We start from the raw sequence: 19,553 nt of genomic DNA on the forward strand, positions 1-19,553 counted from the left end.
TCCCGGTGGCGAACCGCCCCGGCTTCGAAACGGAGCTTGTTCATGAAACTCGCAGTCATCGCCGGTGACGGCATCGGTCCCGAGGTCATCGCCGAGGCGCTCAAGGTGCTCGACGTGGTGTCGCCCGGCGTCGAGAAGACCGAGTACGACCTCGGCGCCGCCCGCTACCACCGCACCGGGGAGATCCTGCCGGAGTCGGTGCTGCCCGAGCTGAAGCAGCACGACGCGATCCTGCTCGGCGCGATCGGCGACCCGTCGGTGCCCAGCGGTGTGCTCGAGCGTGGGCTGCTGCTGAAGACCCGGTTCGCGCTGGATCATCACGTGAACCTGCGGCCTTCGAAGCTGTACCCGGGTGTCACCAGCCCGCTCAGCGGCAACCCGGACATCGACTTCGTCGTCGTGCGTGAGGGCACCGAAGGGCCGTACACCGGTACCGGTGGCGCGATCCGCGTCGGCACGCCGCACGAGGTGGCGACCGAGGTCTCCAACAACACCCGCTTCGGCATCGAGCGCGTGGTCCGCTACGCCTTCGCCACCGCGCAGGCCCGCCGCAAGCATCTCACCCTGGTACACAAGAACAACGTGCTCACCTTCGCCGGGTCGCTGTGGCAGCGCACCGTCGACGAGGTCGGCGCCGAATTCCCCGATGTGGCAACGGCTTACCAGCACATCGACGCCGCGACCATCCACATGGTGAACGATCCGGGCCGCTTCGACGTGATCGTCACCGACAACCTGTTCGGCGACATCATCACCGACCTCGCCGCCGCCGTGAGCGGTGGCATCGGCCTGGCCGCCTCGGGCAATATCGACGCCTCGGGTGTGAACCCGTCGATGTTCGAGCCGGTCCACGGCAGTGCTCCTGACATCGCCGGGCAGTCCAAGGCCGACCCGACCGCCGCCATCCTCTCGGTGGCCCTGCTGCTCAACCACCTGGGCAACACCGAAGGCGCCGCCCGCATCGAATCCGCCGTCGCCAAGGACCTGGCCGCCCGCACGGGCACCGCCTCCACCGTGGAGATCGGCGACCGCATCGCCGCCACTGTCTGAGAGAACCGACAAAGAAGGGCCCGCGCCGGCAACTCGCCGGTGCGGGCCCTTTCGTATGTGCTCATCGGCCCGGAAGACACAGTGAACAGCTACCGCGGCGAAGGATCCGTAAGTCGCTTGCCGTTGAGCGCCTTTCAGCTTCGTGGGTCATCAAGCGCTGTTGGGTGAGTCCCTTGGAAGGCTAGTGACCCGACTCGGCGCGGCGCCAGGCGGAGGAGCTGAGGAGGCGCAGGCCGTTGAGGGCGACGATCACCGTCGAGCCTTCGTGGCCTGCCACGCCGAGCGGGAGGGGGAGGTGGCCGACCAGGTCCCAGGTGACCAGAATCGCGATGAAGGTGGCGGCGATGGCGAGGTTGGCGATGACCAGGCGGCGGGCTCGGCGGGACAGGGCGATGACGGTGGGGATGGTGGTGAGGTCGTCGCGGACCACCACGGCGTCGGCGGTTTGCAGTGTGAGGTCGGAGGCGGTGGGGCCCATGGCGATTCCGACGTGGGCGGTGGCCAGGGCGGGGGCGTCGTTGATGCCGTCGCCGACCATGGTGATGCGGTCGCCGCCGGACTGCAGCGTCCGGATGGCGGTGACCTTGTCCTCGGGGAGCAAGTCTGTTCGCAAGTCGGTGATTCCGACGCGGGTGGCGAGATGGCTTGCGGTGGTGTGACTGTCGCCGGTGAGCAGAACCGGTGAGGCGCCCGTCGATTCGGTGAGTCTGGCGACGGTGGCGGCTGATTCAGGACGGTCGCGATCGGTGATGCCGAGGACCGCTACCGGGGAGCCGTCGCAGACGACGACCACCGCGGTACGGCCACGCGACTGCTGACTCGCCACCTCCACGGCAACAGCTCGATCCGCGGTCGGCGTGGCGAGTAGTGCTGTGGGCGAACCGATTCGGATCGCATGCCCGTCGACGGTGGCGGAAACGCCACGCCCCGGTTCGGACGTGAAGTTCACGGCATCGGGCAAGCCGAGGCCGCGCTGACGAGCCGCACGCACGATGGCTTCGGCCAACGGATGTTCGCTGCCGTGCTCGGCGGCCGCGGCCAGCCGTAGGACCGCGTCTTCGGTGAGGGCGGTACCGGGCAGCACGTGGACCTCGGCCACTTCGGGCGTGCCACGGGTGAGCGTGCCGGTCTTGTCGAACGCGACGCGGGTGGTGGTACCGAGCTGTTCCATCACGGCGGCGGACTTCACCAGCACACCGTGGCGGCCAGCCGTGGCGATGGCGGCCAGCAACGGCGGCATGGTCGCGAGAACCACGGCACACGGGGACGCGACGATCATGAAAGTCATGGCGCGCAAGAGGGATTCGCGCACCGGCTCACCCCACAGCAGTGGCACCACGAACACGGCGACGGTAGCCGCCACCATGCCGATCGAATAGCGCTGCTCGATCTTCTCGATGAACAGCTGGGTGCCCGCCTTGGTGCGCACGGCCTCGTCGACCAGGCCGGCGATCCGTGCGACCACCCAGTCGCCCGCCCGCCGATCCACCCGGATCCGCAGCGTGCCGGTGCCGTTGAGGGTCCCCGCGAAAACCTCGTCGCCGACTGTCCGGTCGACGGGCAACGGTTCGCCGGTGATGGTGGCCTGGTCGACCTCGCTCGACCCGCCGACCACGGTCCCGTCCGCCGCGATACGGTCGCCCGGGCGGACCAGCACCACGTCACCGATGGCGAGATCCGTCGCGTCCACCGTCTGTTCGTCGCCGTCACGCAGGACGACGGCGACGTCGGGGGTGAGGTCGAGCAGCCCGCGCACGGAGTCCTCGGTCCGCGCGGTGGCCAGCGCCTCCATCGCGCCGGAGGTCGCGAAGATGACGATCAGCAGCGCACCGTCGGTCACCTGCCCGATCGACATGGCGCCGATCGCCGCGACAACCATCAGCAGATCGACATCGAGCGTCTTCTCCCGCAACGCCTGTAACCCGCCCAGTGCCGGCTCCCATCCGCCGGTGACGGCGCAGGCCAGATACAGCGCCCACCACGACCACGACGGCGCACCGGACAGCTGCGCGGCCAGGCCCACCAGGAACAGCACGAGCGAGGCGGCCGCCCAGCGGATTTCGGCGATCTCGAACAGCCGGGTCCGTCGCGATCGCGGGGGAGTGGCGGCGCCGGGGTGTGCCGCGACGGCGGTGGGCATGGCCACGGGAAACCTCCGTGAGACGGGAACAGAAGAACCCGAGAATAACAGAACATATGAAGAGGTCTTCATTTCAACGGGTCGGTTAGACTCCTGCCATGGGACACGGTGTGGAGGGCCGCGACCGGCCGACCACCCGGCTGGACGCCGATACGGCCGCGCACGTCGCGACCACTCTGCAGGCCCTCGCCACCCCGAGCAGGCTGCTGATCCTGTCCGAACTACGGCAGGGCCCGCGCCCGGTGACCGAACTGGCCGAGGCGGTGGGAATGGAACAGTCGGCCGTCTCCCACCAACTGCGCCTGCTGCGCAACCTCGGTCTCGTCATCGGCACCCGCGCGGGCCGCAGCATCGTCTACAGCCTGCACGACAACCACGTCGCCCAACTGCTCGACGAAGCCGTCTACCACAGCGAACACCTGCGCCTCGGCCTGTCCGACCGCTCCGGCACCGCCTGATCCGGAGACCGAGCGCCGAGCCTCCAGTCCGGCGCGGGGCGCCCGTCGCAGGCGCCGACCCGCGCCGGAGCTGTTGCGGGTGACTACCTTCCGGTGCCCCTCGGTACCAATGGCACCGCCGCCATCGCCGTGACGGCCGCGAACGCGAACGCCGCCGGGTACCCGCTCACCGTGATCAGCGCGCCGAACGCCGGTGGGATCGCGGCCAATACGAGGTTCTGGCCCGTGTTCTGAATGCCGAGACCACGTCCGCTCCAGAACGGTCCGGCGATCTCGGCGACCGCGGTGAACGCCAATCCGTTGTCCGACACCGAGATCACCGACGCCGCCACCATCAGCGGCACCGCGATCCACCCCCAACCGGTCCCCGCGGCGAGCGCCAGCGCGGCCATCGACAACACCGCGGCGACAGCCACCTGACGCAGCGGTCCGAGCCGATTGCCGACCCGATCCGACCACGCGCCCGCGCCGATTCGTCCAGCGGCGCCCAGCAATTGGGTGACCGTCATCAGTGCGCCCGCCGCCGCCAGCGACCAACCCAGATCGCGGTGCAACCACATCAGCCCGAACGTCCACAGGGTGGCCTGCGGGAAGACCAGCAGGATGGACACCGCGTGAATGCGCCACAGAGTGGAGTCGCCACGGTAGGGGTTGGCCCGGTCGGCGGCTTTCGCGAGCGGGCGGGGCGGATCGACAATGCCTGCCAGGCAGCCGATCGCACCCGCACCGGCCAGCAGCGCGGGCACCAGCAGGGCGGCGGCGATGCCGTACCGGTCGGCGACCCACGGGATGGTCAGCGCGCCCACGCCGACACCGAGAGGCTGGGCGGTCTGGCGAATACCCATCGCCAGCCCGCGCCGGTCCGGCGGGAACCAGCCGACGATCACCCGCCCGCTCGCACCGTTGGAACTGGCCGCGCCGACCCCACCGAGAAACAGCAGCACGCCGAAGGCGACCGGATCCTCGACCAGGGCGGCGCCGACACCGGCGGCGAACATCAGCGTCGTGCCCGCGACCAGCACGATCCGCTCACCGATGCGGTCGACGACATAACCCCACGCGATCAGCGTGCACACCAGACCGACGGTCGGCAGGGCGACGAGCGCGCCCGCGGCGGCCAGCGAATCACCGCGATCGGTGAGCGCGGGCAGCAGGAAGGGGGTGCCGTGCACGAAGGTGGAACTCGACGTCTGCGCGAGCACGCCGAGAGCGAGCATCAGCCAGCGTCTGCCGTTGCTGATCTGGGACACCCCGGCCGTCGGCCGCGCGTTCGTCACGATACTCACCTCGCCGAATTGCACGATTGCATCTCACTATTTGAGATCGATGTCTCATCTTGTGAACATCGAAGATCACGCTACACCGGTGACCCCGGGTTCCGGTGCTCGGCGTCGGTGTCTGACGGATCACATCGGGTGGCGACCGTGCGTAATGCGAATCACGAACGCGGGCAGCAGGTTCGAAATCACACGAATGTGACTTCGCTCGCCCTCCCGGTTCGGCCGCGCGAGGCGATCGCGGGCGCGTTCGGGCAGGTGGGCGCGCCTCGATAGACTCCCCGGCATGCGCTTAGGTCGAGTTGCCAGTCCCGATGGAGTCGCGTTCGTCAGCATCGAAGGCGACGGAAGCGACGCCGTCGCCAAGGAGATCGCCGAACATCCGTTCGGCACGCCGACGTTCACCGGGCGGAGCTGGCCGCTGGCCGACATCCGCCTGCTGGCGCCGATCCTGGCCAGCAAGGTGATCTGCATCGGCAAGAACTACGCCGCCCACGCGGCCGAAATGGGTGGTGAGGCGCCGAAGGATCCGGTGATCTTCATCAAGCCCAACACCTCGATCGTCGGGCCCAACGCCCCGATCATCCTGCCGCCCAGCTCCTCTCAGGTCGACTTCGAGGGCGAACTGGCCGTGGTGATCGGCCGCCCCTGCAAGGACGTGCCCGCCGCCAAGGCCGCCGACGTGATCCTCGGCTACACCGTCGCCAACGACGTCACCGCGCGCGACCAGCAGCGCCACGACGGGCAGTGGACGAGGGCCAAGGGCTACGACACGTTCTGCCCGCTCGGCCCGTGGATCGAAACCGCCATCGACCCAAGCGATCTGGAGATCACCACCGAGCTGGACGGCGAAGTCCGCCAGCGCAGCCGCACGTCGCTGTTTCTGCACGACATCCCGAAGATCATCGAGTGGATCAGCTCGGTGATGACGCTGCTGCCCGGCGACGTGATCCTCACCGGCACACCGGAAGGCGTCGGCCCGCTGGCTGCCGGGCAGAACGTGTCGGTCACCGTCGAGGGCATCGGCACCCTCACCAATCCTGTTGCCACCAAGCGCTGATAGCGGAGAAGAGAGTCATGACACAAGTACGGGTCCGTTTCTGCCCGTCGCCGACCGGCACGCCGCACGTCGGCCTGATCCGCACGGCGCTGTTCAACTGGGCGTTCGCCCGCCATCACGGCGGCAGCTTCGTGTTCCGGATCGAAGACACCGATGCCGCACGCGATTCCGAGGATTCCTACCGCGCGCTACTCGACGCGCTGCGCTGGCTCGGCCTCACCTGGGACGAGGGTCCGGAGGTCGGCGGCCCGTACGAGCCGTACCGGCAGTCGCTGCGCCGCGACCAGCATCTCGACGTCGTGCGCAAGCTGCTCGAGGCCGGCGAGGCCTACGAGGCGTTCTCCACGCCCGAGGAGGTCGAGGCCCGCCACCGCGCCGCCGGTCGCGACCCGAAACTCGGTTACGACAATTTCGATCGTGATCTGACGCCCGAGCAGATCGCCGCCTACAAAGCCGAGGGCAGGCCCGCGGTGGTGCGTTTGCGCATGCCCGATTCCGACCTCGGCTGGAATGATCTTGTTCGTGGGGAAACCACCTTCAAAGCGGGCACGGTTCCCGATTTCGCGCTCACCCGTGGAAATGGTGATCCGCTGTACACACTGGTGAATCCGGTCGACGACGCGCTCATGAAGATCACCCATGTATTGCGCGGCGAGGACCTGCTCTCGTCGACACCGCGTCAGCTCGCGCTGTATGCCGCGCTGCAGCGTATCGGTGTTGCCGACTTCACTCCGGAGTTCGGTCACCTGCCGTTCGTGATGGGCCAGGGCAACAAGAAGCTGTCCAAGCGCGACCCGGAATCGAATCTGTTCCTGCATCGCGATCGGGGATTCGTTCCCGAGGGTTTGCTGAATTACCTCGCACTGCTCGGCTGGAGTATCGCCGAGGACCGCGACGTGTTCTCCATGCAGGAAATGGTGGCGGCTTTCGATATTTCCACCGTGAATTCGAATCCGGCTCGTTTCGACCAGAAGAAGGCCGACGCGATCAATGCCGAACAGATTCGTCTGCTCGAGCCCGGTGATTTCGGCCACCGTTTGCGTGAGTTCCTGACAGCGCAGGGGCATATCGGTGCCGAAATCGACGAGAAGACGTTCCTGGCCGCCGCCGAACTCGTGCAGACCCGGATCGTCGTGCTCGGCGACGCCTGGGACCTGCTGAAGTTCCTTTTCGTGGCGCCGGAGGAGTTCGCGATCGACCAGGCCGCGGGCACGAAGAACCTCGGCGCCGAAGCCGACCAGGTGCTCGACGCCGCCATCGCCGCGGTCCAGCCGCTGGCCGAATGGACCACACCGGCCCTGGAAGAGGCCCTGAAGAAGGCGTTGATCGACGATCTGGGCCTCAAGCCACGCAAGGCCTTCGCGCCCGTGCGGGTGGCGGTGACGGGCTCGCACATCAGCCCGCCGCTCTACGAATCGATGGAATTGCTCGGCCGCGAGGTCTCGCTCGACCGCTTGCGTGCCGCACGCGGTTGGCAGCCCGCCGTGCAGTAGCCGTACGGCAGGCGGGTGCGGCACGCGCCGCATCCGCCCGGCAGCCGGAAAACGCTCGAAAACCGGCCGCTGACCAGGCGATTTGTAGTTTACCCCCTGCTGTTTGGTAATCTTCTCATCGCCGCGGAACACGGCCTCGCAACACCGACAACCACTCGGTGAGCGCAGGGCCGAGCGTTTCCATCCTTGGGGTATGGTGTAATTGGCAACACAGCTGATTCTGGTTCAGCCATTCTAGGTTCGAGTCCTGGTACCCCAGCAAGGTTTCACTTCGGTGAAATCGTCCTGGCCCCGTCGTCTAGCGGCCTAGGACGCCGCCCTCTCAAGGCGGTAGCGCGGGTTCGAATCCCGTCGGGGCTACCAAGAAAGGCCCCCGGTCGAATCCGACCGGGGGCCTTCTTCGTTTCACAATCGTTTGTGCAGCGCCTCCGCCGCCGCCACCAGATCGGCCGCCCAGCGCGCGCCCGGCCTGCGGCCCATCCGGTCGATCGGACCCGACACCGACACCGCCGCCACCAGCACGCCCGAGGCGTCACGCACCGGGGCCGAGACGCTCGCCACGCCCTGTGCGCGTTCTGCCGCGCTCTGCGCCCACCCCCGCCTGCGGACCTCGGCCAGCGCCCGCTCGCCGAACACGGCGTCGGCCAGGACAGTGCGCTGTAGCTCCGGGTCGGCCCACGCCAGCAACACCTTGGCCGCCGAGCCCGCGGTGAGCGGTAGTCGCGAACCGACAGGCACTGTGTCGCGCAGGCCGACGGGCGGCTCCAGCGCGGCCACACACACGCGCGCGTTGCCGTCGCGGCAGTACAGCTGGACGCTCTCGCCGGTGATCTCGCGCAGCCGGGGCAGAATGGCTCCCGCCGCCTCGACCAGTGGATCGGCGGCCCCCGCCGACAACTCGCTGAGCGCGGGACCCGGCCGCCACAGCCCGTTGGCGTCGCGCGCCAGCAGCCGATGCGTCTCCAGCCCGACCGCCAGGCGGTGCGCGGTGGCACGTGGCAGGCCGGTTCGGGTGCACAGGTCGTTGAGACCGCAAGGTTCGTCGGCGACGGCGTAGAGCACCGCCACGGCTTTGTCGAGAACACCGATACCGCTATGCTGTCTCATAGAACGATACTAACTTCTCATATGTTGAGATACCAAGTATGCCCGTCGAAAGGTGATCAAGCAATGGCCGAGCGCGCCCGCACACTGGCCGAGAAGGTGTGGGAACAGCACGTCGTCGTCCCCGGCGACGGTGACGGTACTTCCCGCGAACCCGACCTGATCTACATCGATCTGCACCTCGTGCACGAGGTGACCAGCCCGCAGGCCTTCGACGGGCTCCGCGCGGCCGGACGGCCGGTCCGCCGGCCCGACCTCACCATCGCCACCGAGGACCACAACGTCCCCACGGCCGACATCGACAAGCCGATCGCCGATCCGATCTCGCGCATCCAGGTGGAGACGCTGCGCCGCAACTGCGCCGAATTCGGCGTGCGCCTGCACCCGATGGGCGATGTCGAACAGGGCATCGTGCACGTGGTCGGTCCGCAGCTGGGTCTGACCCAGCCCGGCATGACCGTGGTGTGCGGCGACAGCCACACCTCCACCCACGGCGCGTTCGGCGCGCTGGCCATGGGCATCGGCACCAGCGAGGTGGAGCACGTGCTGGCCACCCAGACGCTGTCGCTTCGCCCGTTCAAGACGATGGCCATCACCGTCGACGGCGAATTGGCGCCCGGCGTCACGAGTAAGGACCTGATCCTGGCCGTGATCGCCGAAATCGGCACCGGCGGCGGCCAGGGGTATGTGCTCGAATATCGCGGCGAGGCCATTCGCAAGCTGTCGATGGAAGCGCGGATGACGATCTGCAACATGTCGATCGAGGCGGGCGCCCGCGCGGGCATGATCGCCCCCGACGAAGTGACCTACGAATTCCTGAAGGGCCGTCCGCACGCGCCCCAGGGCGCCGACTGGGATGCCGCCGTGGCCGCCTGGGAGGCGCTGAAGACCGACGACGACGCGGTTTTCGACGCCGAAGTCCACATCGATGCCACCAAGCTGACCCCGTTCGTCACCTGGGGTACCAACCCCGGTCAGGGCCTGCCGCTCGGTGCGAACGTGCCCGACCCGGCCCAGATCGCCGACGAGTCCGAACGCGAGGCCGCCGAGAAGGCCTTGCGCTACATGGACCTGACGCCGGGAATGCCGCTGCGCGAGGTGAGCGTGGATACCGTTTTCGTTGGTTCCTGCACCAATGGCCGGATCGAGGATCTGCGTGCCGTCGCCGATGTTTTGAAGGGCCGCCGCGTCGCCGACGGTGTGCGAATGCTGGTCGTACCCGGCTCGATGCGGGTGCGCGCCCAGGCGGAAAAAGAAGGACTCGGCGAGATTTTCACCGCGGCCGGTGCGGAATGGCGCCAGGCGGGCTGTTCGATGTGCCTCGGGATGAATCCGGATCAGCTGGAACCGGGTCAGCGCTGCGCCTCCACCTCCAACCGCAATTTCGAAGGCCGACAGGGCAAGGGCGGGCGTACCCACCTGGTCTCGCCGCTGGTCGCCGCCGCCACGGCGGTGCGCGGCACCCTGTCCTCGCCCGCCGATCTGGCCTGAGCGGCCCCGAACCACCACGATCGAAGGAGAATCGTTATGGAAGCCTTCACTGTTCACAAAGGCATCGGGGTACCGCTGCGCCGGTCCAATGTCGACACCGATCAGATCATCCCCGCCGTTTACCTGAAGCGCGTGACTCGTACCGGTTTCGAGGACGGTCTGTTCGCCGGTTGGCGTACCGATCCGGACTTCATTCTCAACACCGAGCCGTACCGCAGCGGCAGCGTTCTGGTGGCCGGGCCGGATTTCGGCACCGGTTCCTCGCGTGAGCACGCGGTGTGGGCGCTGTCGGACTACGGCTTTCGAGTGGTGATCTCCTCGCGTTTCGCCGACATCTTCCGTGGGAATGCGGGCAAGGGTGGTCTGCTGGCCGCGCAGATGTCACAGAACGATGTCGAAATGCTCTGGAAGCTCATCGAGGAACAACCCGGCCTCGAATTGGTTGTCGACCTGTCGGCGCGCACCGTCACGGCGGGAACCATCGTGTTGCCGTTCGATATTGACGACTACACCCGCTGGCGTCTGCTGGAGGGTTTGGACGACATCGGCCTCACGCTGCGGCAAGGCGACGCGATCACCGAGTTCGAAAAGGGAAGGCCGTCATGGAAACCCGTGACGCTGCCGGAGCCTATTTCACCGGCGTAATCGGCTGGGGCGCTTAGGGGCGCTTCCCCGGGAGCGGTAGCTGGACGTGTGCTAAACCACATGAATTTTGGCGTGGCACATAGACTCTTGCTCAAACTGGGTTTACCGTGGTACCTAGTCGGTCCGACGACGGGCCATTAGTCTGCGGAGGATTCAATGAACAAGGCGGAACTGATCGACGTTCTGACCGAAAAGTTGGGTACGGACAGGCGCACGGCTACTGCGGCTGTCGAGAACGTGGTCGACACCATCGTCCGTGCCGTGCACAAAGGTCAAAGCGTCACCATCACCGGATTCGGTGTGTTCGAACAGCGCAAGCGTGCTCCCAGGGTTGCCCGTAACCCGCGTACCGGTGAAACCGTGAAGGTGAAGGCGACTTCGGTGCCTGCCTTCCGTCCGGGCGCTCAGTTCAAAGCGGTGATCGCGGGTAAGCAGAAGCTGGCCGCGTCCGGCCCTGCCGTGAAGCGTGGCGTGAATGCGCCCGTGGCGGCGAAGAAGGCGGCAGCCAAGAAGACCGCGGCGAAGAAGACCGCGGCCAAGAAGGCCACGCCGTCGAAGGGTCCGGCCAAGACCACGGCCCGCAAGGCCGCGACCAAGGCTCCTGCCGCCAAGAAGACGACGGCGGCCAAGGCCACCGCCGCCAAGAAGACCACGGCGGCAAAGAAGGCCCCGGCCAAGAAGACTGCCACCAAGGCCACCGCCGCCAAGGCCACCGCCACCAAGGCCACGGCGGCCAAGAAGACCACCGCTGCTAAGAAGGCTCCTGCTAAGAAGACTGCTGCGAAGAAGACAGCCACCCGTCGTGCTCGTTGATCCTGCCGCAGCGGGATCAGGTCGGGGAATGTGCACGTAAAGCCGCATCACCCACCACTGGACCGAGAACGGCCCCGGAATTTCCGGGGCCGTTTCGGCTGTGCGGGGTAACTTTTGTTCAGCCGGTGACGATTCCCGTAGACAAGGCACGATCCATATGGTTCGCCGCGACTAATCGGTCCCCGATGAACGACAAAGCCCAGACGCTGCCCTTGCGATTACGCGCGGGCGGCAGGGTGAGTCCGTCGCGCTGAGCCAGCCACTGTGTCAGATCGGGAATCACGCCGCCCTGACTGCAGACCACCGGTACACCCCGATCTGTTACCAACGACAGAAATCGTTGCCGCGCCGCATCTTTCGCTGAATCGTAACCTTGCTCGGAAAACATTGGCTCGCAATTGATTTCGGCGTTCAGATGCTCTGCCAACGGGGTAACGGTTTGGATACAGCGCAGGGGATCGGCCGAATAGATCCGGGATGCTCCGAACGCCAGGAGATTCGGGACGAGTGCCTCGGCCTGCCGCAGCCCGGCGGGCTCGAGTGGGCGCTGATCGTCCGGACCGTCGAACTCGGAGCGCTTGCCCGCCTTGGCGTGGCGGACGAGCAGCACGGTGGCCGTTTTCGGTGGGTGACGGGCGAAGACGCGCACGATCTGGCGGTCCATCGGGTACGACAGCTCGTCCATCACGTCGTCGAGCGGAATCCAGCGCAGCTGGTCGACTTCGGAGTTCTCGGTGAACTCGCCCTCGGCCGCCTCGGCGGCCCAGTAGTCCACCCGCTTGAGCTGCCGGTGCCCCGGGATGGGATAGGTGACCCGGCCGAGATATCGCCCGAGCGTGCACGGTAGGCCGGTCTCCTCGCCGACCTCCCGCACGGCCGCGACCACCGGGCTTTCGCCGGGATCGAGCTTGCCCTTGGGCAGTGACCAGTCGCCATATTTCGGCCGGTGGATCACCGCGATCTCCGGTCCGGTGGCGCCCGCGCGCCACAGAACCGCTCCCGCGGCATGAATATTGGGCCGGACCCGCGGGTCGCGCATCGGTTCGGGCTTCTCCTGTGCGTGCTTGCTCACGGCTGTTCGGGACGACGCAACCGCATGAGGAATTCCTGGTGATCGCGCACCTGGTTGGCGTCGGCGTCGGTGGGGCTCGCCTGCCAGGAACCGTCGGGCAGCAGCACCCAGCAGCGCGTCATGGGGTCGAGCGCGGAATCGAAGACCACACCGAGCTGCTCGGTCAGGCGCGGATCCTTCACCTGCACCATCACCTCGACCCGGCGGTCGAGATTGCGGTGCATCATATCGGCGCTGCCGATCCAGGTCTGTTCCTGTGCCTGGAACTGCAGCACCCGCGAGTGCTCGAGGAAGCGACCGAGAATGGAGCGCACCTCGATGTTCTCGCTGAGGCCCGGCACGCCCGCGCGCAGGCCGCAGATGCCGCGCACCACGATCTGCACCGGCACGCCTGCCTGGGAGGCGCGGTAGAGGGCGTCGATGATCTGCTCGTCGACGATCGCGTTGGCCTTGAGCCGGATGCGGGCGTCGAAACCCTCACGTGCCAGCTCGATCTCACGGTCGATCCGCTCGATGATGCCCGCCCGGACACCGAGCGGGGCGACCATCAGGTTCCGGTAGTCCTCCTTGCGGGAGTACCCGGTGAGCGAGTTGAACAGGTCCGTCAGGTCGGCGCCGATCTCCGGTGCCGCGGTGAACAATCCGACGTCCTCGTACAGGCGCGCGGTCTTGGGGTTGTAGTTGCCGGTGCCGATGTGGCAGTAGCGGCGGATGGTCGAACCCTCGCGGCGCACCACCAGGCACGTCTTGCAGTGGGTCTTGAGGCCGACGAGGCCGTAGACCACGTGCACGCCCGCCTGTTCCAGCGCCCGCGCCCATTTGATGTTGGCCTGCTCGTCGAAACGTGCCTTGATCTCCACCAGGGCCACCACCTGCTTGCCCGCCTCGGCGGCCTCGATGAGGGCGTTGATGATGGGAGAGTCACCGGAGGTGCGGTACAGGGTCTGCTTGATCGCCAGCACCTGCGGGTCGGCGGCGGCCTGTTCGATGAACCGCTGCACGCTGGTGGAGAACGAGTCGTAGGGGTGGTGCACCAGCACGTCGCCCTCGCGCAGCGCGCTGAAGACATTGCGCGGGGTCTCGCGCTCACCGAACGCGGCGGGGGTGGCCGGTACGTAGGGCGCGTCCTTGAGTTCGGGCCGGTCGACGCCGTAGACCTGCCACAGGCACGACAGGTCGAGCAGGCCGGGCACCTGGATCACATCGGCGGGGTCGACCTCTAACTCACGTAGTAGCAACTCCAGCATGTGCTCGGTCATGTCGTCGGAGACCTCGAGCCGCACCGGCTTGCCGAAACGGCGACGCGCCAGTTCGCGTTCCATCGCCTGCAGCAGGTCCTCGTCGCGGTCCTCGTCGACCTCGAAATCGGCGTTGCGGGTGATCCGGAACGAGTGGGTCTCCACCACGGTCAGGCCGGGGAACAGCAGATCGAGGTGGGCGGCGATGAGTTCTTCCATCGGCAGGAAGGCCGCGATGGCCGACGGCGCGCCGGTGCGGCGCACGCGGACGAACCGGTCGACGTTGTCGGGCACCTTCACGCGGGCGAAGTGCTCGCCGCCGGTGCCCGCGTCCTTCACCGTCACGGCGAGATTGAGGCTCAGGCCGGAGATGTAGGGGAAGGGGTGGGCCGGGTCGACGGCCAGCGGTGTGAGGACCGGGAAGACCTGATCGGTGAAGTAGCTCGAAAGGCGTTGCCGTTCGGCTTCGTCGAGGCCCGACCAGCCGATGATGTCGATGCCGGCCCCTGCCAGCGCCGGGTTCACCGAATCGATGAAGACCTTCGCGTGCCGCTCGGCGAGTTCCTGTGCGCGGGCGGTGATCATCTCGAGCTGTTCGGACGGTGAGCGGCCGTCGGCGGAACGCACCGAGAGCCCGGTCTCGGCGCGGCGTTTGAGCCCGGCGACCCGGACCATGTAGAACTCGTCGAGGTTGGAGGCGAAGATCGCGAGGAACTTCGCGCGCTCCAGCAACGGCAGGGAGGCATCCTCGGCGAGGGCGAGCACCCGGGCATTGAAGTCCAGCCAGCTCAATTCCCGGTTGAGGTAGCGATCGCGTGGCAATCGCTGCGAACTGCCGTCGGCGCCCGAGGCGATGGCGGCCGCAGGTGGCGGGGAAATCGGGGGCAGGGACTTGATGGTTTCCGTGTCGCTCACGCTGTCGATCATCCCCTACGGACCGCGTGGTCCGCAGCATGACATCGGGTGAACTCCTGGTGCGGCGACCGGCTAGCACACCGTGCGGACGGGATCGCTTCGGTGGGTGGTGATTCCGAACTCCCGCAGCGCGTCGGCGGTGTGGACGCCGACGCCGAGCGCGCGCACGGCGTCCAGATCCTCGGGTGTGTCGACGTCACAGCGCAGGCCCGGCCAGTGGCCGGGCACGACGACGGCGCCGTATTCGCGGTGGGCGTGGGCCGAATCGGGGCCGAAACGTGGTGCCAGCGCATCCGGTGCGGTACCGGCCAGCAATGCCGAAGTGCCGGTCCCCGTGTGATCGATCACCACCGCGCGGGTGGCGGGCGCGACGGCGAGGAAGTCGGTGAGTTCGGCGGTGCGCAGGGCGGGCAGGTCGGCCTGCAGGGCGAGCAGGCGGACCGGGCCACTGCGGTGGCGCACGTCGTCGGCCGCGGCGGTGAGGGCGGTGTTGAGGGGGTCGCGGTCGGCGGGCGGCTCGGCCAGGACGTGCGCGCCGAGTTCGCGTGCGCGGGCTGCGACGACGGAGTCGGGGGTGACGACGGTCAGCGAACCGATCGCGGGCACGGCGGCGGCCGCCTCGACGGTGTCGGCGAACATGGCGAGCACCAGCCGGGCGCGCTGGTCGGCGCTGAGCACGGCCGACAACCGGCTCTTGGCCCGGTCTCGGTGCTTGACCGCCATCACGGCGTGCACGGTGTGCATGGTCTCGATCCTTGCATGGCATATTGGGCTGATGACGAGGGCTGCGGTTATGGGTGCTGGGTCGTGGGGTACGGCATTCGCGAAGGTGTTGGCCGAGGCGGGTACCGAGGTGACGATCTGGGCCAGGCGCGAAGAGGTGGCTCGCGCGCTCGACACCGAGCATCAGAATCCGTTCTACCTGCCGGGCGTGCAGCTGCCGCCCGTGCGGGCCACCCACGATCACCGGATCGCGCTCGACGGCGCGGATCTGGTCGTGCTCGCGGTGCCGTCGCAGTCCCTGCGGGCCAATCTCGGCCACTGGAAGGACGCTATCGGCGCCGATGCCACGCTGATGAGCCTGGCCAAGGGCATCGAGACCGGGACGCTGCTGCGGATGAGCCAGGTGATCGCGGAGGTGACCGGCGCCGAACAGGGCCGCATCGCGGTGCTGTCGGGGCCCAATCTCGCCCACGAGATCGTCGAACGCCAGCCCGCGGCCACCGTGATCGCCTGCACCGACACCGAACGCGCACAGCAGGCGCAACATGCCTGTGCCACGGGCTATTTCCGGCCCTACACCAATACCGATGTGGTGGGCTGCGAGATCGGCGGCGCGTGTAAGAACGTCATCGCCCTGGCCTGCGGTATCGCCTCGGGCATGGGCCTCGGCGACAACTCCGTGGCCAGTCTCATCACCCGCGGGCTGGCCGAGGTGATGCGGCTCGGGGTGGCGCTCGGTGCGCAACCGGTGACGCTGGCCGGGCTCGCCGGCGTGGGTGACCTCGTCGCCACCTGTACCTCGCCGCTGTCGCGCAACCGGTCCTTCGGGTATGTGCTCGGACAGGGTGGGTCGATGCAGGCCGCGCAGGAGGCGACCAACGGTCAGGTCGCCGAGGGTGTGAAGTCGTGCACATCGGTGCGGGCGCTCGCGGCCGAGCACCAGGTGGAGATGCCGTTGACCGACGCGGTGCACAAGGTGTGCCACGAGGGACTTTCGGTGAACGAGGCCGTCGGCAGCCTGCTCGGCAGGCGCATGAAACCCGAATAAGGCCGATGCCGCCGCGGCGGCGCGAACCTACTACGGTGACGTTCATGACGGAACGGATCAGGGTAGCTGTGGTGTTCGGCGGGCGCAGCAGCGAGCACGCCGTCTCGTGTGTTTCGGCGAGCAGCGTCCTGCGCAACCTCGATCCGCGGCGCTACGAGGTGGTGCCCATCGGGATCACCACCACCGGCAGCTGGGTGCTTGCCGAGGGGATCGGTGAACTCACGCTCAGCCACGGCGAACTGCCCGCCGTCGATGCCGCGGGCACCGCGCTCACCCTGGCCGCCGACCCCGGCCGTTCCGGCGCGCTCGTCGCCCTGGACGATCCGACCGCCACGCTCGGCACCGTCGATGTGGTCTTCCCCATCCTGCACGGCCCGTTCGGCGAGGACGGCACCCTGCAGGGCATGCTCGAGCTGGCCGGGGTGCCCTATGTGGGCGCCGGGGTGCTGGCCAGCGCGGCCGGGATGGACAAGGAATTCACCAAGAAACTGCTGGCCGCCGAATCGCTTCCGGTCGGTGTCCAGGTGGTGTTACGTCCCGGCACCCAGACCATGACCGCCGAGGAACGCGACCGCATCGGCCTGCCCGCCTTCGTGAAACCCGCGCGCGGCGGGTCGTCCATCGGCATCACCAAGATCACCGACTGGTCGGCCCTCGACGACGCCGTCGCCACCGCCCGCGCCCACGATCCCAAGGTGATCGTCGAGGCGGGCATCGTCGGGCGTGAAGTCGAATGCGGTGTCCTCGAATTCGCCGACGGCGACGTGCGCGGCAGCGTCGTCTCCGAGATCCGCATGCCCGACGCCGACGCCGCCGCCCCCGAGTTCTACGACTTCGCCACCAAATACCTCGACGACGTGTGCGAATTCGACGTGCCCGCCAAGCTCGACGACGCCGTCGCCGACGAGATCCGCGCCCTGTCGGTGCGTGCCTTCCGCGCCCTGGACTGCCAGGGCCTGGCCCGAGTCGACTTCTTCCTCACCGCCGACGGCCCGGTCATCAACGAGATCAACACCATGCCCGGCTTCACCCCCATCTCCCAATACCCCCGCATGTGGGAAGCAACCGGCATCGACTACCCGACCTTGGTCTCCACCCTCATCGAAACCGCCGTAGCCCGAGGCACCGGCCTGCGCTGACCCGGCGGCGAAACAACCTCGGATTCGAGGCCTTCCGGGCCGAAAATCCCGCGGCGCCAGCCGCCAAAATCACAGCTCGCCAGGGTTGATCGGTTGGGCGGGGAGGGTCGCGGTGATCGTGTCGGAGACCGTTTGCACCGCGGCTGTGCCCGACCCGTCGGGGACCGTCAGGGCGATGTAGGTTTCGCGATCGACGGCGAACCACGTGCCCGTCTTGGCCGTCTCGTCGCGAACCTGGAACCACTTCACCCCGTCGACCTCTTGCAGCGGTGAGGCCCGGTTGAATTCGAGCGGCCGGTCCAGGCCGCAGCGCAGCACGATCGGCTCCCCGCCCTCGGGCAGTTGCCAGCCGCGGGTTGCGGGCGGTGCCGGTTCGGCGAGGGTGGATTTGGTGTAGTCGCCAAGGTCGGCGGGCAGCGCCGGCAGCAGGGCCGCGCAGGCGGGGCCGTCGGCGGCGGGGGCGGGGACCGGTCCCAGCGCGAGCGGTTCGCGTTCGACGGGGGCGCGCAGGATCAGGAAGGCGGCCACGAGCACGCCCACGATCAGCACGATGGGCAGGGCGACAGCGGTGGCGATCAGCGCGGGGGAGTACTGGCTGTCGGCGGTCGGTGTGTCGTCGGCGCTCTCGGCGTCAGGGCTCTCGTCGTCGGCCGATTCCGCTTCTGGAGCGGCTTTGCGGAGGGCTGACGGTTCGGCAGTGTCCTCGGGCCCGGTCGCCTCGTCGCGATCGTCCGCTGTCGGGTCCGACGATTCCGCCATAGCCGCGTGGTCCTTTCCTCGTCGCCTGCGCCGCGCACCGTCAGTGGTGCCCGATCGCCTCCGAAAGGGTACCGTCGTGGCGATTTCGTCGGTCGGGAGCACAGCGGGAAGGAGTCGGTCATCAGCGAGGACAGCCGTTCGCAGACGGTGCGTGAGCTGGGTGAATTCGCCTTGATCGACCGGATCAACGCCGGTCGCGAGCAGGCCGCGCACGTGCTGCTCGGCCCTGGCGACGACGCCGCGCTGCTCGCCGCGCCCGACGGCCGGTTCGTGGTGAGTACCGACATGCTCGTGGAGGGCAGGCACTTCCGGCTCGACTGGTCGACGCCCGCCGATATCGGGCGCAAGGCGATCGCCCAGAACGCCGCCGACGTGGTGGCGATGGGCGCGCGTCCCACCGGCTTCGTGGTCGCGCTCGGTTGTCCCGGCGACACTCCGGTACGGGTCGTCGAGGGCATCGCCGACGGCATGTGGCTCGAGGCCGTGCGGGCCGGCGGTTCCATCGCGGGCGGCGACCTGGTGCACAGCGAGCAGTTGGTGATCTCGGTGACCGCGTTCGGTGACCTCGGTGGGCAGGGTGCGCTCACCCGCTCCGGTGCGGTCGAGGGCGATATCGTCGCTGTCGCAGGCGAACTCGGCTGGTCGGCCGCGGGTCTGGCCGTATTGTCCGGCGGGGCGGATGTTTCCGATCCGGCCTTCGCGCACGCGCTTGCGGCACACCGGGTTCCGCAGCCGCCCTACGCCGAGGTGATCGACGTGTTCGGCGTCCATATCCCCAACGCCCTCACCGATGTCTCCGACGGGCTGCTCGCCGACCTCGGCCACCTCGCCGCCGCCTCCGGCGTCGCGATCGACGTGCACGCCGCCGCTCTCACCGACCCCGAACTCGACGCCGTCGCCGCCCGGCTCGAAGCCGATGCGGGGCAATGGATTCTGGCCGGGGGAGAGGACCACGCGTTCGTCGGCACGTGGTCGCCCGCGACCGCGCTGCCGCCGGGCTGGCGGCCCATCGGCGTCGTTACCGCAGGCAGCGGCGTCACCGTCGACGGCGCGCGGCCCGCCGGTGCCACCGGGTGGGAATCGTTCCGTGGGGCAGGCGCCACGGCCGAGCCCGGCGAACGATAGGTT

The 19,553-nt window shown here is 68.1% G+C and carries 17 protein-coding genes and 2 tRNA genes; 12 read left to right on the forward strand and 7 right to left on the reverse strand.

Annotated elements, in window-relative coordinates:
• The first annotated feature begins 42 nt into the window (after positions 1 to 42).
• Positions 43 to 1,050, forward strand: a complete 1,008-nt coding sequence (locus NI2_RS21385) for a 3-isopropylmalate dehydrogenase (protein ID WP_067493324.1) — start codon at positions 43 to 45, stop codon at positions 1,048 to 1,050.
• A gap of 181 nt (positions 1,051 to 1,231) precedes the next feature.
• Here the strand turns inward: NI2_RS21385 and NI2_RS21390 are convergent, their stop codons facing one another.
• Positions 1,232 to 3,190: a heavy metal translocating P-type ATPase gene (locus NI2_RS21390; protein WP_067493470.1), complete on the reverse strand. Its 1,959-nt coding sequence runs from the start codon at positions 3,188 to 3,190 to the stop codon at positions 1,232 to 1,234.
• Between the two features lie 98 nt (positions 3,191 to 3,288).
• Here NI2_RS21390 and NI2_RS21395 point away from each other — a divergent pair, with 98 nt between their 5' ends.
• A complete protein-coding gene (locus NI2_RS21395) occupies positions 3,289 to 3,648 on the forward strand; it encodes an ArsR/SmtB family transcription factor (RefSeq protein WP_067493327.1) in 360 nt (119 codons plus the stop codon).
• An 83-nt stretch (positions 3,649 to 3,731) separates the two neighbouring features.
• Here NI2_RS21395 and NI2_RS21400 read toward each other — a convergent pair whose 3' ends face one another.
• Complete coding sequence (locus NI2_RS21400) at positions 3,732 to 4,865, reverse strand: MFS transporter (RefSeq protein WP_067493472.1); 1,134 nt, start codon at positions 4,863 to 4,865, stop codon at positions 3,732 to 3,734.
• Positions 4,866 to 5,211: 346 nt separating this feature from the next.
• On the opposite strand from NI2_RS21400, the gene NI2_RS21405 reads away from it, so the two are divergent.
• From NI2_RS21405 to NI2_RS21420, 4 genes are all read left to right on the forward strand, one after another.
• Positions 5,212 to 5,985 carry a fumarylacetoacetate hydrolase family protein gene (locus NI2_RS21405; RefSeq protein ID WP_067493329.1) on the forward strand — a complete coding sequence of 258 codons (774 nt, stop codon included), beginning with the start codon at positions 5,212 to 5,214 and terminating at the stop codon, positions 5,983 to 5,985.
• 17 nt (positions 5,986 to 6,002) lie between these two features.
• Positions 6,003 to 7,478: a glutamate--tRNA ligase gene (gene gltX / locus NI2_RS21410; protein ID WP_067493331.1), complete on the forward strand. Its 1,476-nt coding sequence runs from the start codon at positions 6,003 to 6,005 to the stop codon at positions 7,476 to 7,478.
• 187 nt (positions 7,479 to 7,665) lie between these two features.
• Positions 7,666 to 7,737 (forward strand) — tRNA-Gln (locus NI2_RS21415).
• 28 nt (positions 7,738 to 7,765) lie between these two features.
• A tRNA-Glu gene (locus NI2_RS21420) sits at positions 7,766 to 7,841 on the forward strand.
• A 42-nt stretch (positions 7,842 to 7,883) separates the two neighbouring features.
• Here the strand turns inward: NI2_RS21420 and NI2_RS21425 are convergent.
• Positions 7,884 to 8,585 carry an IclR family transcriptional regulator gene (locus NI2_RS21425; RefSeq protein ID WP_067493334.1) on the reverse strand — a complete coding sequence of 234 codons (702 nt, stop codon included), beginning with the start codon at positions 8,583 to 8,585 and terminating at the stop codon, positions 7,884 to 7,886.
• Between the two features lie 63 nt (positions 8,586 to 8,648).
• Between NI2_RS21425 and leuC the strand changes: the two genes are divergently transcribed.
• The 3 genes from leuC to NI2_RS21440 all read left to right on the forward strand — a co-directional run bounded on the left by leuC (position 8,649) and on the right by NI2_RS21440 (position 11,531).
• Positions 8,649 to 10,073: a 3-isopropylmalate dehydratase large subunit gene (gene leuC / locus NI2_RS21430; RefSeq protein ID WP_067493336.1), complete on the forward strand. Its 1,425-nt coding sequence runs from the start codon at positions 8,649 to 8,651 to the stop codon at positions 10,071 to 10,073.
• A gap of 36 nt (positions 10,074 to 10,109) precedes the next feature.
• Positions 10,110 to 10,718, forward strand: coding sequence for a 3-isopropylmalate dehydratase small subunit (gene leuD / locus NI2_RS21435; RefSeq protein ID WP_067493338.1), 609 nt, complete (start codon positions 10,110 to 10,112; stop codon positions 10,716 to 10,718).
• A gap of 156 nt (positions 10,719 to 10,874) precedes the next feature.
• The gene (locus NI2_RS21440; RefSeq protein WP_067493341.1) at positions 10,875 to 11,531 is read left to right on the forward strand and encodes an HU family DNA-binding protein; all 657 of its coding nucleotides are present in this window, start codon (positions 10,875 to 10,877) and stop codon (positions 11,529 to 11,531) included.
• Positions 11,532 to 11,649: 118 nt separating this feature from the next.
• Here the strand turns inward: NI2_RS21440 and NI2_RS21445 are convergent, their stop codons facing one another.
• Genes NI2_RS21445 through cofC form a run of 3 tightly spaced genes read right to left on the reverse strand, consistent with a single transcriptional unit; the run spans position 11,650 to position 15,500 of the window.
• Positions 11,650 to 12,570, reverse strand: a complete 921-nt coding sequence (locus NI2_RS21445) for an NUDIX hydrolase (RefSeq protein WP_067493474.1) — start codon at positions 12,568 to 12,570, stop codon at positions 11,650 to 11,652.
• Positions 12,571 to 12,599: 29 nt separating this feature from the next.
• Complete coding sequence (locus tag NI2_RS21450) at positions 12,600 to 14,768, reverse strand: RNA degradosome polyphosphate kinase (protein WP_067493343.1); 2,169 nt, start codon at positions 14,766 to 14,768, stop codon at positions 12,600 to 12,602.
• Between the two features lie 60 nt (positions 14,769 to 14,828).
• Entirely contained in the window at positions 14,829 to 15,500 is a 672-nt protein-coding gene (gene cofC / locus NI2_RS21455; RefSeq protein WP_067493346.1) for a 2-phospho-L-lactate guanylyltransferase, read from the reverse strand.
• A 31-nt stretch (positions 15,501 to 15,531) separates the two neighbouring features.
• On the opposite strand from cofC, the gene NI2_RS21460 reads away from it, so the two are divergent.
• Both NI2_RS21460 and NI2_RS21465 read left to right on the forward strand, forming a co-directional pair.
• A complete protein-coding gene (locus NI2_RS21460; protein ID WP_067493348.1) occupies positions 15,532 to 16,527 on the forward strand; it encodes an NAD(P)H-dependent glycerol-3-phosphate dehydrogenase in 996 nt (331 codons plus the stop codon).
• A 44-nt stretch (positions 16,528 to 16,571) separates the two neighbouring features.
• A complete protein-coding gene (locus NI2_RS21465) occupies positions 16,572 to 17,666 on the forward strand; it encodes a D-alanine--D-alanine ligase family protein (RefSeq protein WP_067493476.1) in 1,095 nt (364 codons plus the stop codon).
• A 69-nt stretch (positions 17,667 to 17,735) separates the two neighbouring features.
• Here NI2_RS21465 and NI2_RS21470 read toward each other — a convergent pair whose 3' ends face one another.
• The gene (locus NI2_RS21470; RefSeq protein WP_067493350.1) at positions 17,736 to 18,425 is read right to left on the reverse strand and encodes a DUF3515 domain-containing protein; all 690 of its coding nucleotides are present in this window, start codon (positions 18,423 to 18,425) and stop codon (positions 17,736 to 17,738) included.
• 147 nt (positions 18,426 to 18,572) lie between these two features.
• Here NI2_RS21470 and NI2_RS21475 point away from each other — a divergent pair, with 147 nt between their 5' ends.
• Positions 18,573 to 19,550: a thiamine-phosphate kinase gene (locus NI2_RS21475; protein WP_243749707.1), complete on the forward strand. Its 978-nt coding sequence runs from the start codon at positions 18,573 to 18,575 to the stop codon at positions 19,548 to 19,550.
• Positions 19,551 to 19,553 lie beyond the last annotated feature (3 nt).

Origin of the sequence: Nocardia ignorata NBRC 108230, from assembly GCF_001612905.1 — a bacterium.
GTDB classification, from domain to species: Bacteria; Actinomycetota; Actinomycetes; order Mycobacteriales; family Mycobacteriaceae; genus Nocardia; species Nocardia ignorata.

Excerpts from the sequence above, each read along its gene's own strand:
- NI2_RS21390 (WP_067493470.1), bottom strand. The coding sequence starts at position 3,190 with ATGCCCACCGCCGTCGCGGCACACCCCGGCGCCGCCACTCCCCCGCGA.
- NI2_RS21460 (WP_067493348.1), top strand. The coding sequence starts at position 15,532 with ATGACGAGGGCTGCGGTTATGGGTGCTGGGTCGTGGGGTACGGCATTC.
- NI2_RS21440 (WP_067493341.1), top strand. The coding sequence starts at position 10,875 with ATGAACAAGGCGGAACTGATCGACGTTCTGACCGAAAAGTTGGGTACG.
- NI2_RS21465 (WP_067493476.1), top strand. The coding sequence starts at position 16,572 with ATGACGGAACGGATCAGGGTAGCTGTGGTGTTCGGCGGGCGCAGCAGC.
- leuC (WP_067493336.1), top strand. The coding sequence starts at position 8,649 with ATGGCCGAGCGCGCCCGCACACTGGCCGAGAAGGTGTGGGAACAGCAC.
- NI2_RS21395 (WP_067493327.1), top strand. The coding sequence starts at position 3,289 with ATGGGACACGGTGTGGAGGGCCGCGACCGGCCGACCACCCGGCTGGAC.
- gltX (WP_067493331.1), top strand. The coding sequence starts at position 6,003 with ATGACACAAGTACGGGTCCGTTTCTGCCCGTCGCCGACCGGCACGCCG.
- NI2_RS21385 (WP_067493324.1), top strand. The coding sequence starts at position 43 with ATGAAACTCGCAGTCATCGCCGGTGACGGCATCGGTCCCGAGGTCATC.
- NI2_RS21450 (WP_067493343.1), bottom strand. The coding sequence starts at position 14,768 with ATGATCGACAGCGTGAGCGACACGGAAACCATCAAGTCCCTGCCCCCG.
- NI2_RS21445 (WP_067493474.1), bottom strand. The coding sequence starts at position 12,570 with ATGCGCGACCCGCGGGTCCGGCCCAATATTCATGCCGCGGGAGCGGTT.
- NI2_RS21470 (WP_067493350.1), bottom strand. The coding sequence starts at position 18,425 with ATGGCGGAATCGTCGGACCCGACAGCGGACGATCGCGACGAGGCGACC.
- NI2_RS21425 (WP_067493334.1), bottom strand. The coding sequence starts at position 8,585 with ATGAGACAGCATAGCGGTATCGGTGTTCTCGACAAAGCCGTGGCGGTG.
- NI2_RS21400 (WP_067493472.1), bottom strand. The coding sequence starts at position 4,865 with ATGCTCGCTCTCGGCGTGCTCGCGCAGACGTCGAGTTCCACCTTCGTG.
- cofC (WP_067493346.1), bottom strand. The coding sequence starts at position 15,500 with ATGCACACCGTGCACGCCGTGATGGCGGTCAAGCACCGAGACCGGGCC.
- NI2_RS21405 (WP_067493329.1), top strand. The coding sequence starts at position 5,212 with ATGCGCTTAGGTCGAGTTGCCAGTCCCGATGGAGTCGCGTTCGTCAGC.
- leuD (WP_067493338.1), top strand. The coding sequence starts at position 10,110 with ATGGAAGCCTTCACTGTTCACAAAGGCATCGGGGTACCGCTGCGCCGG.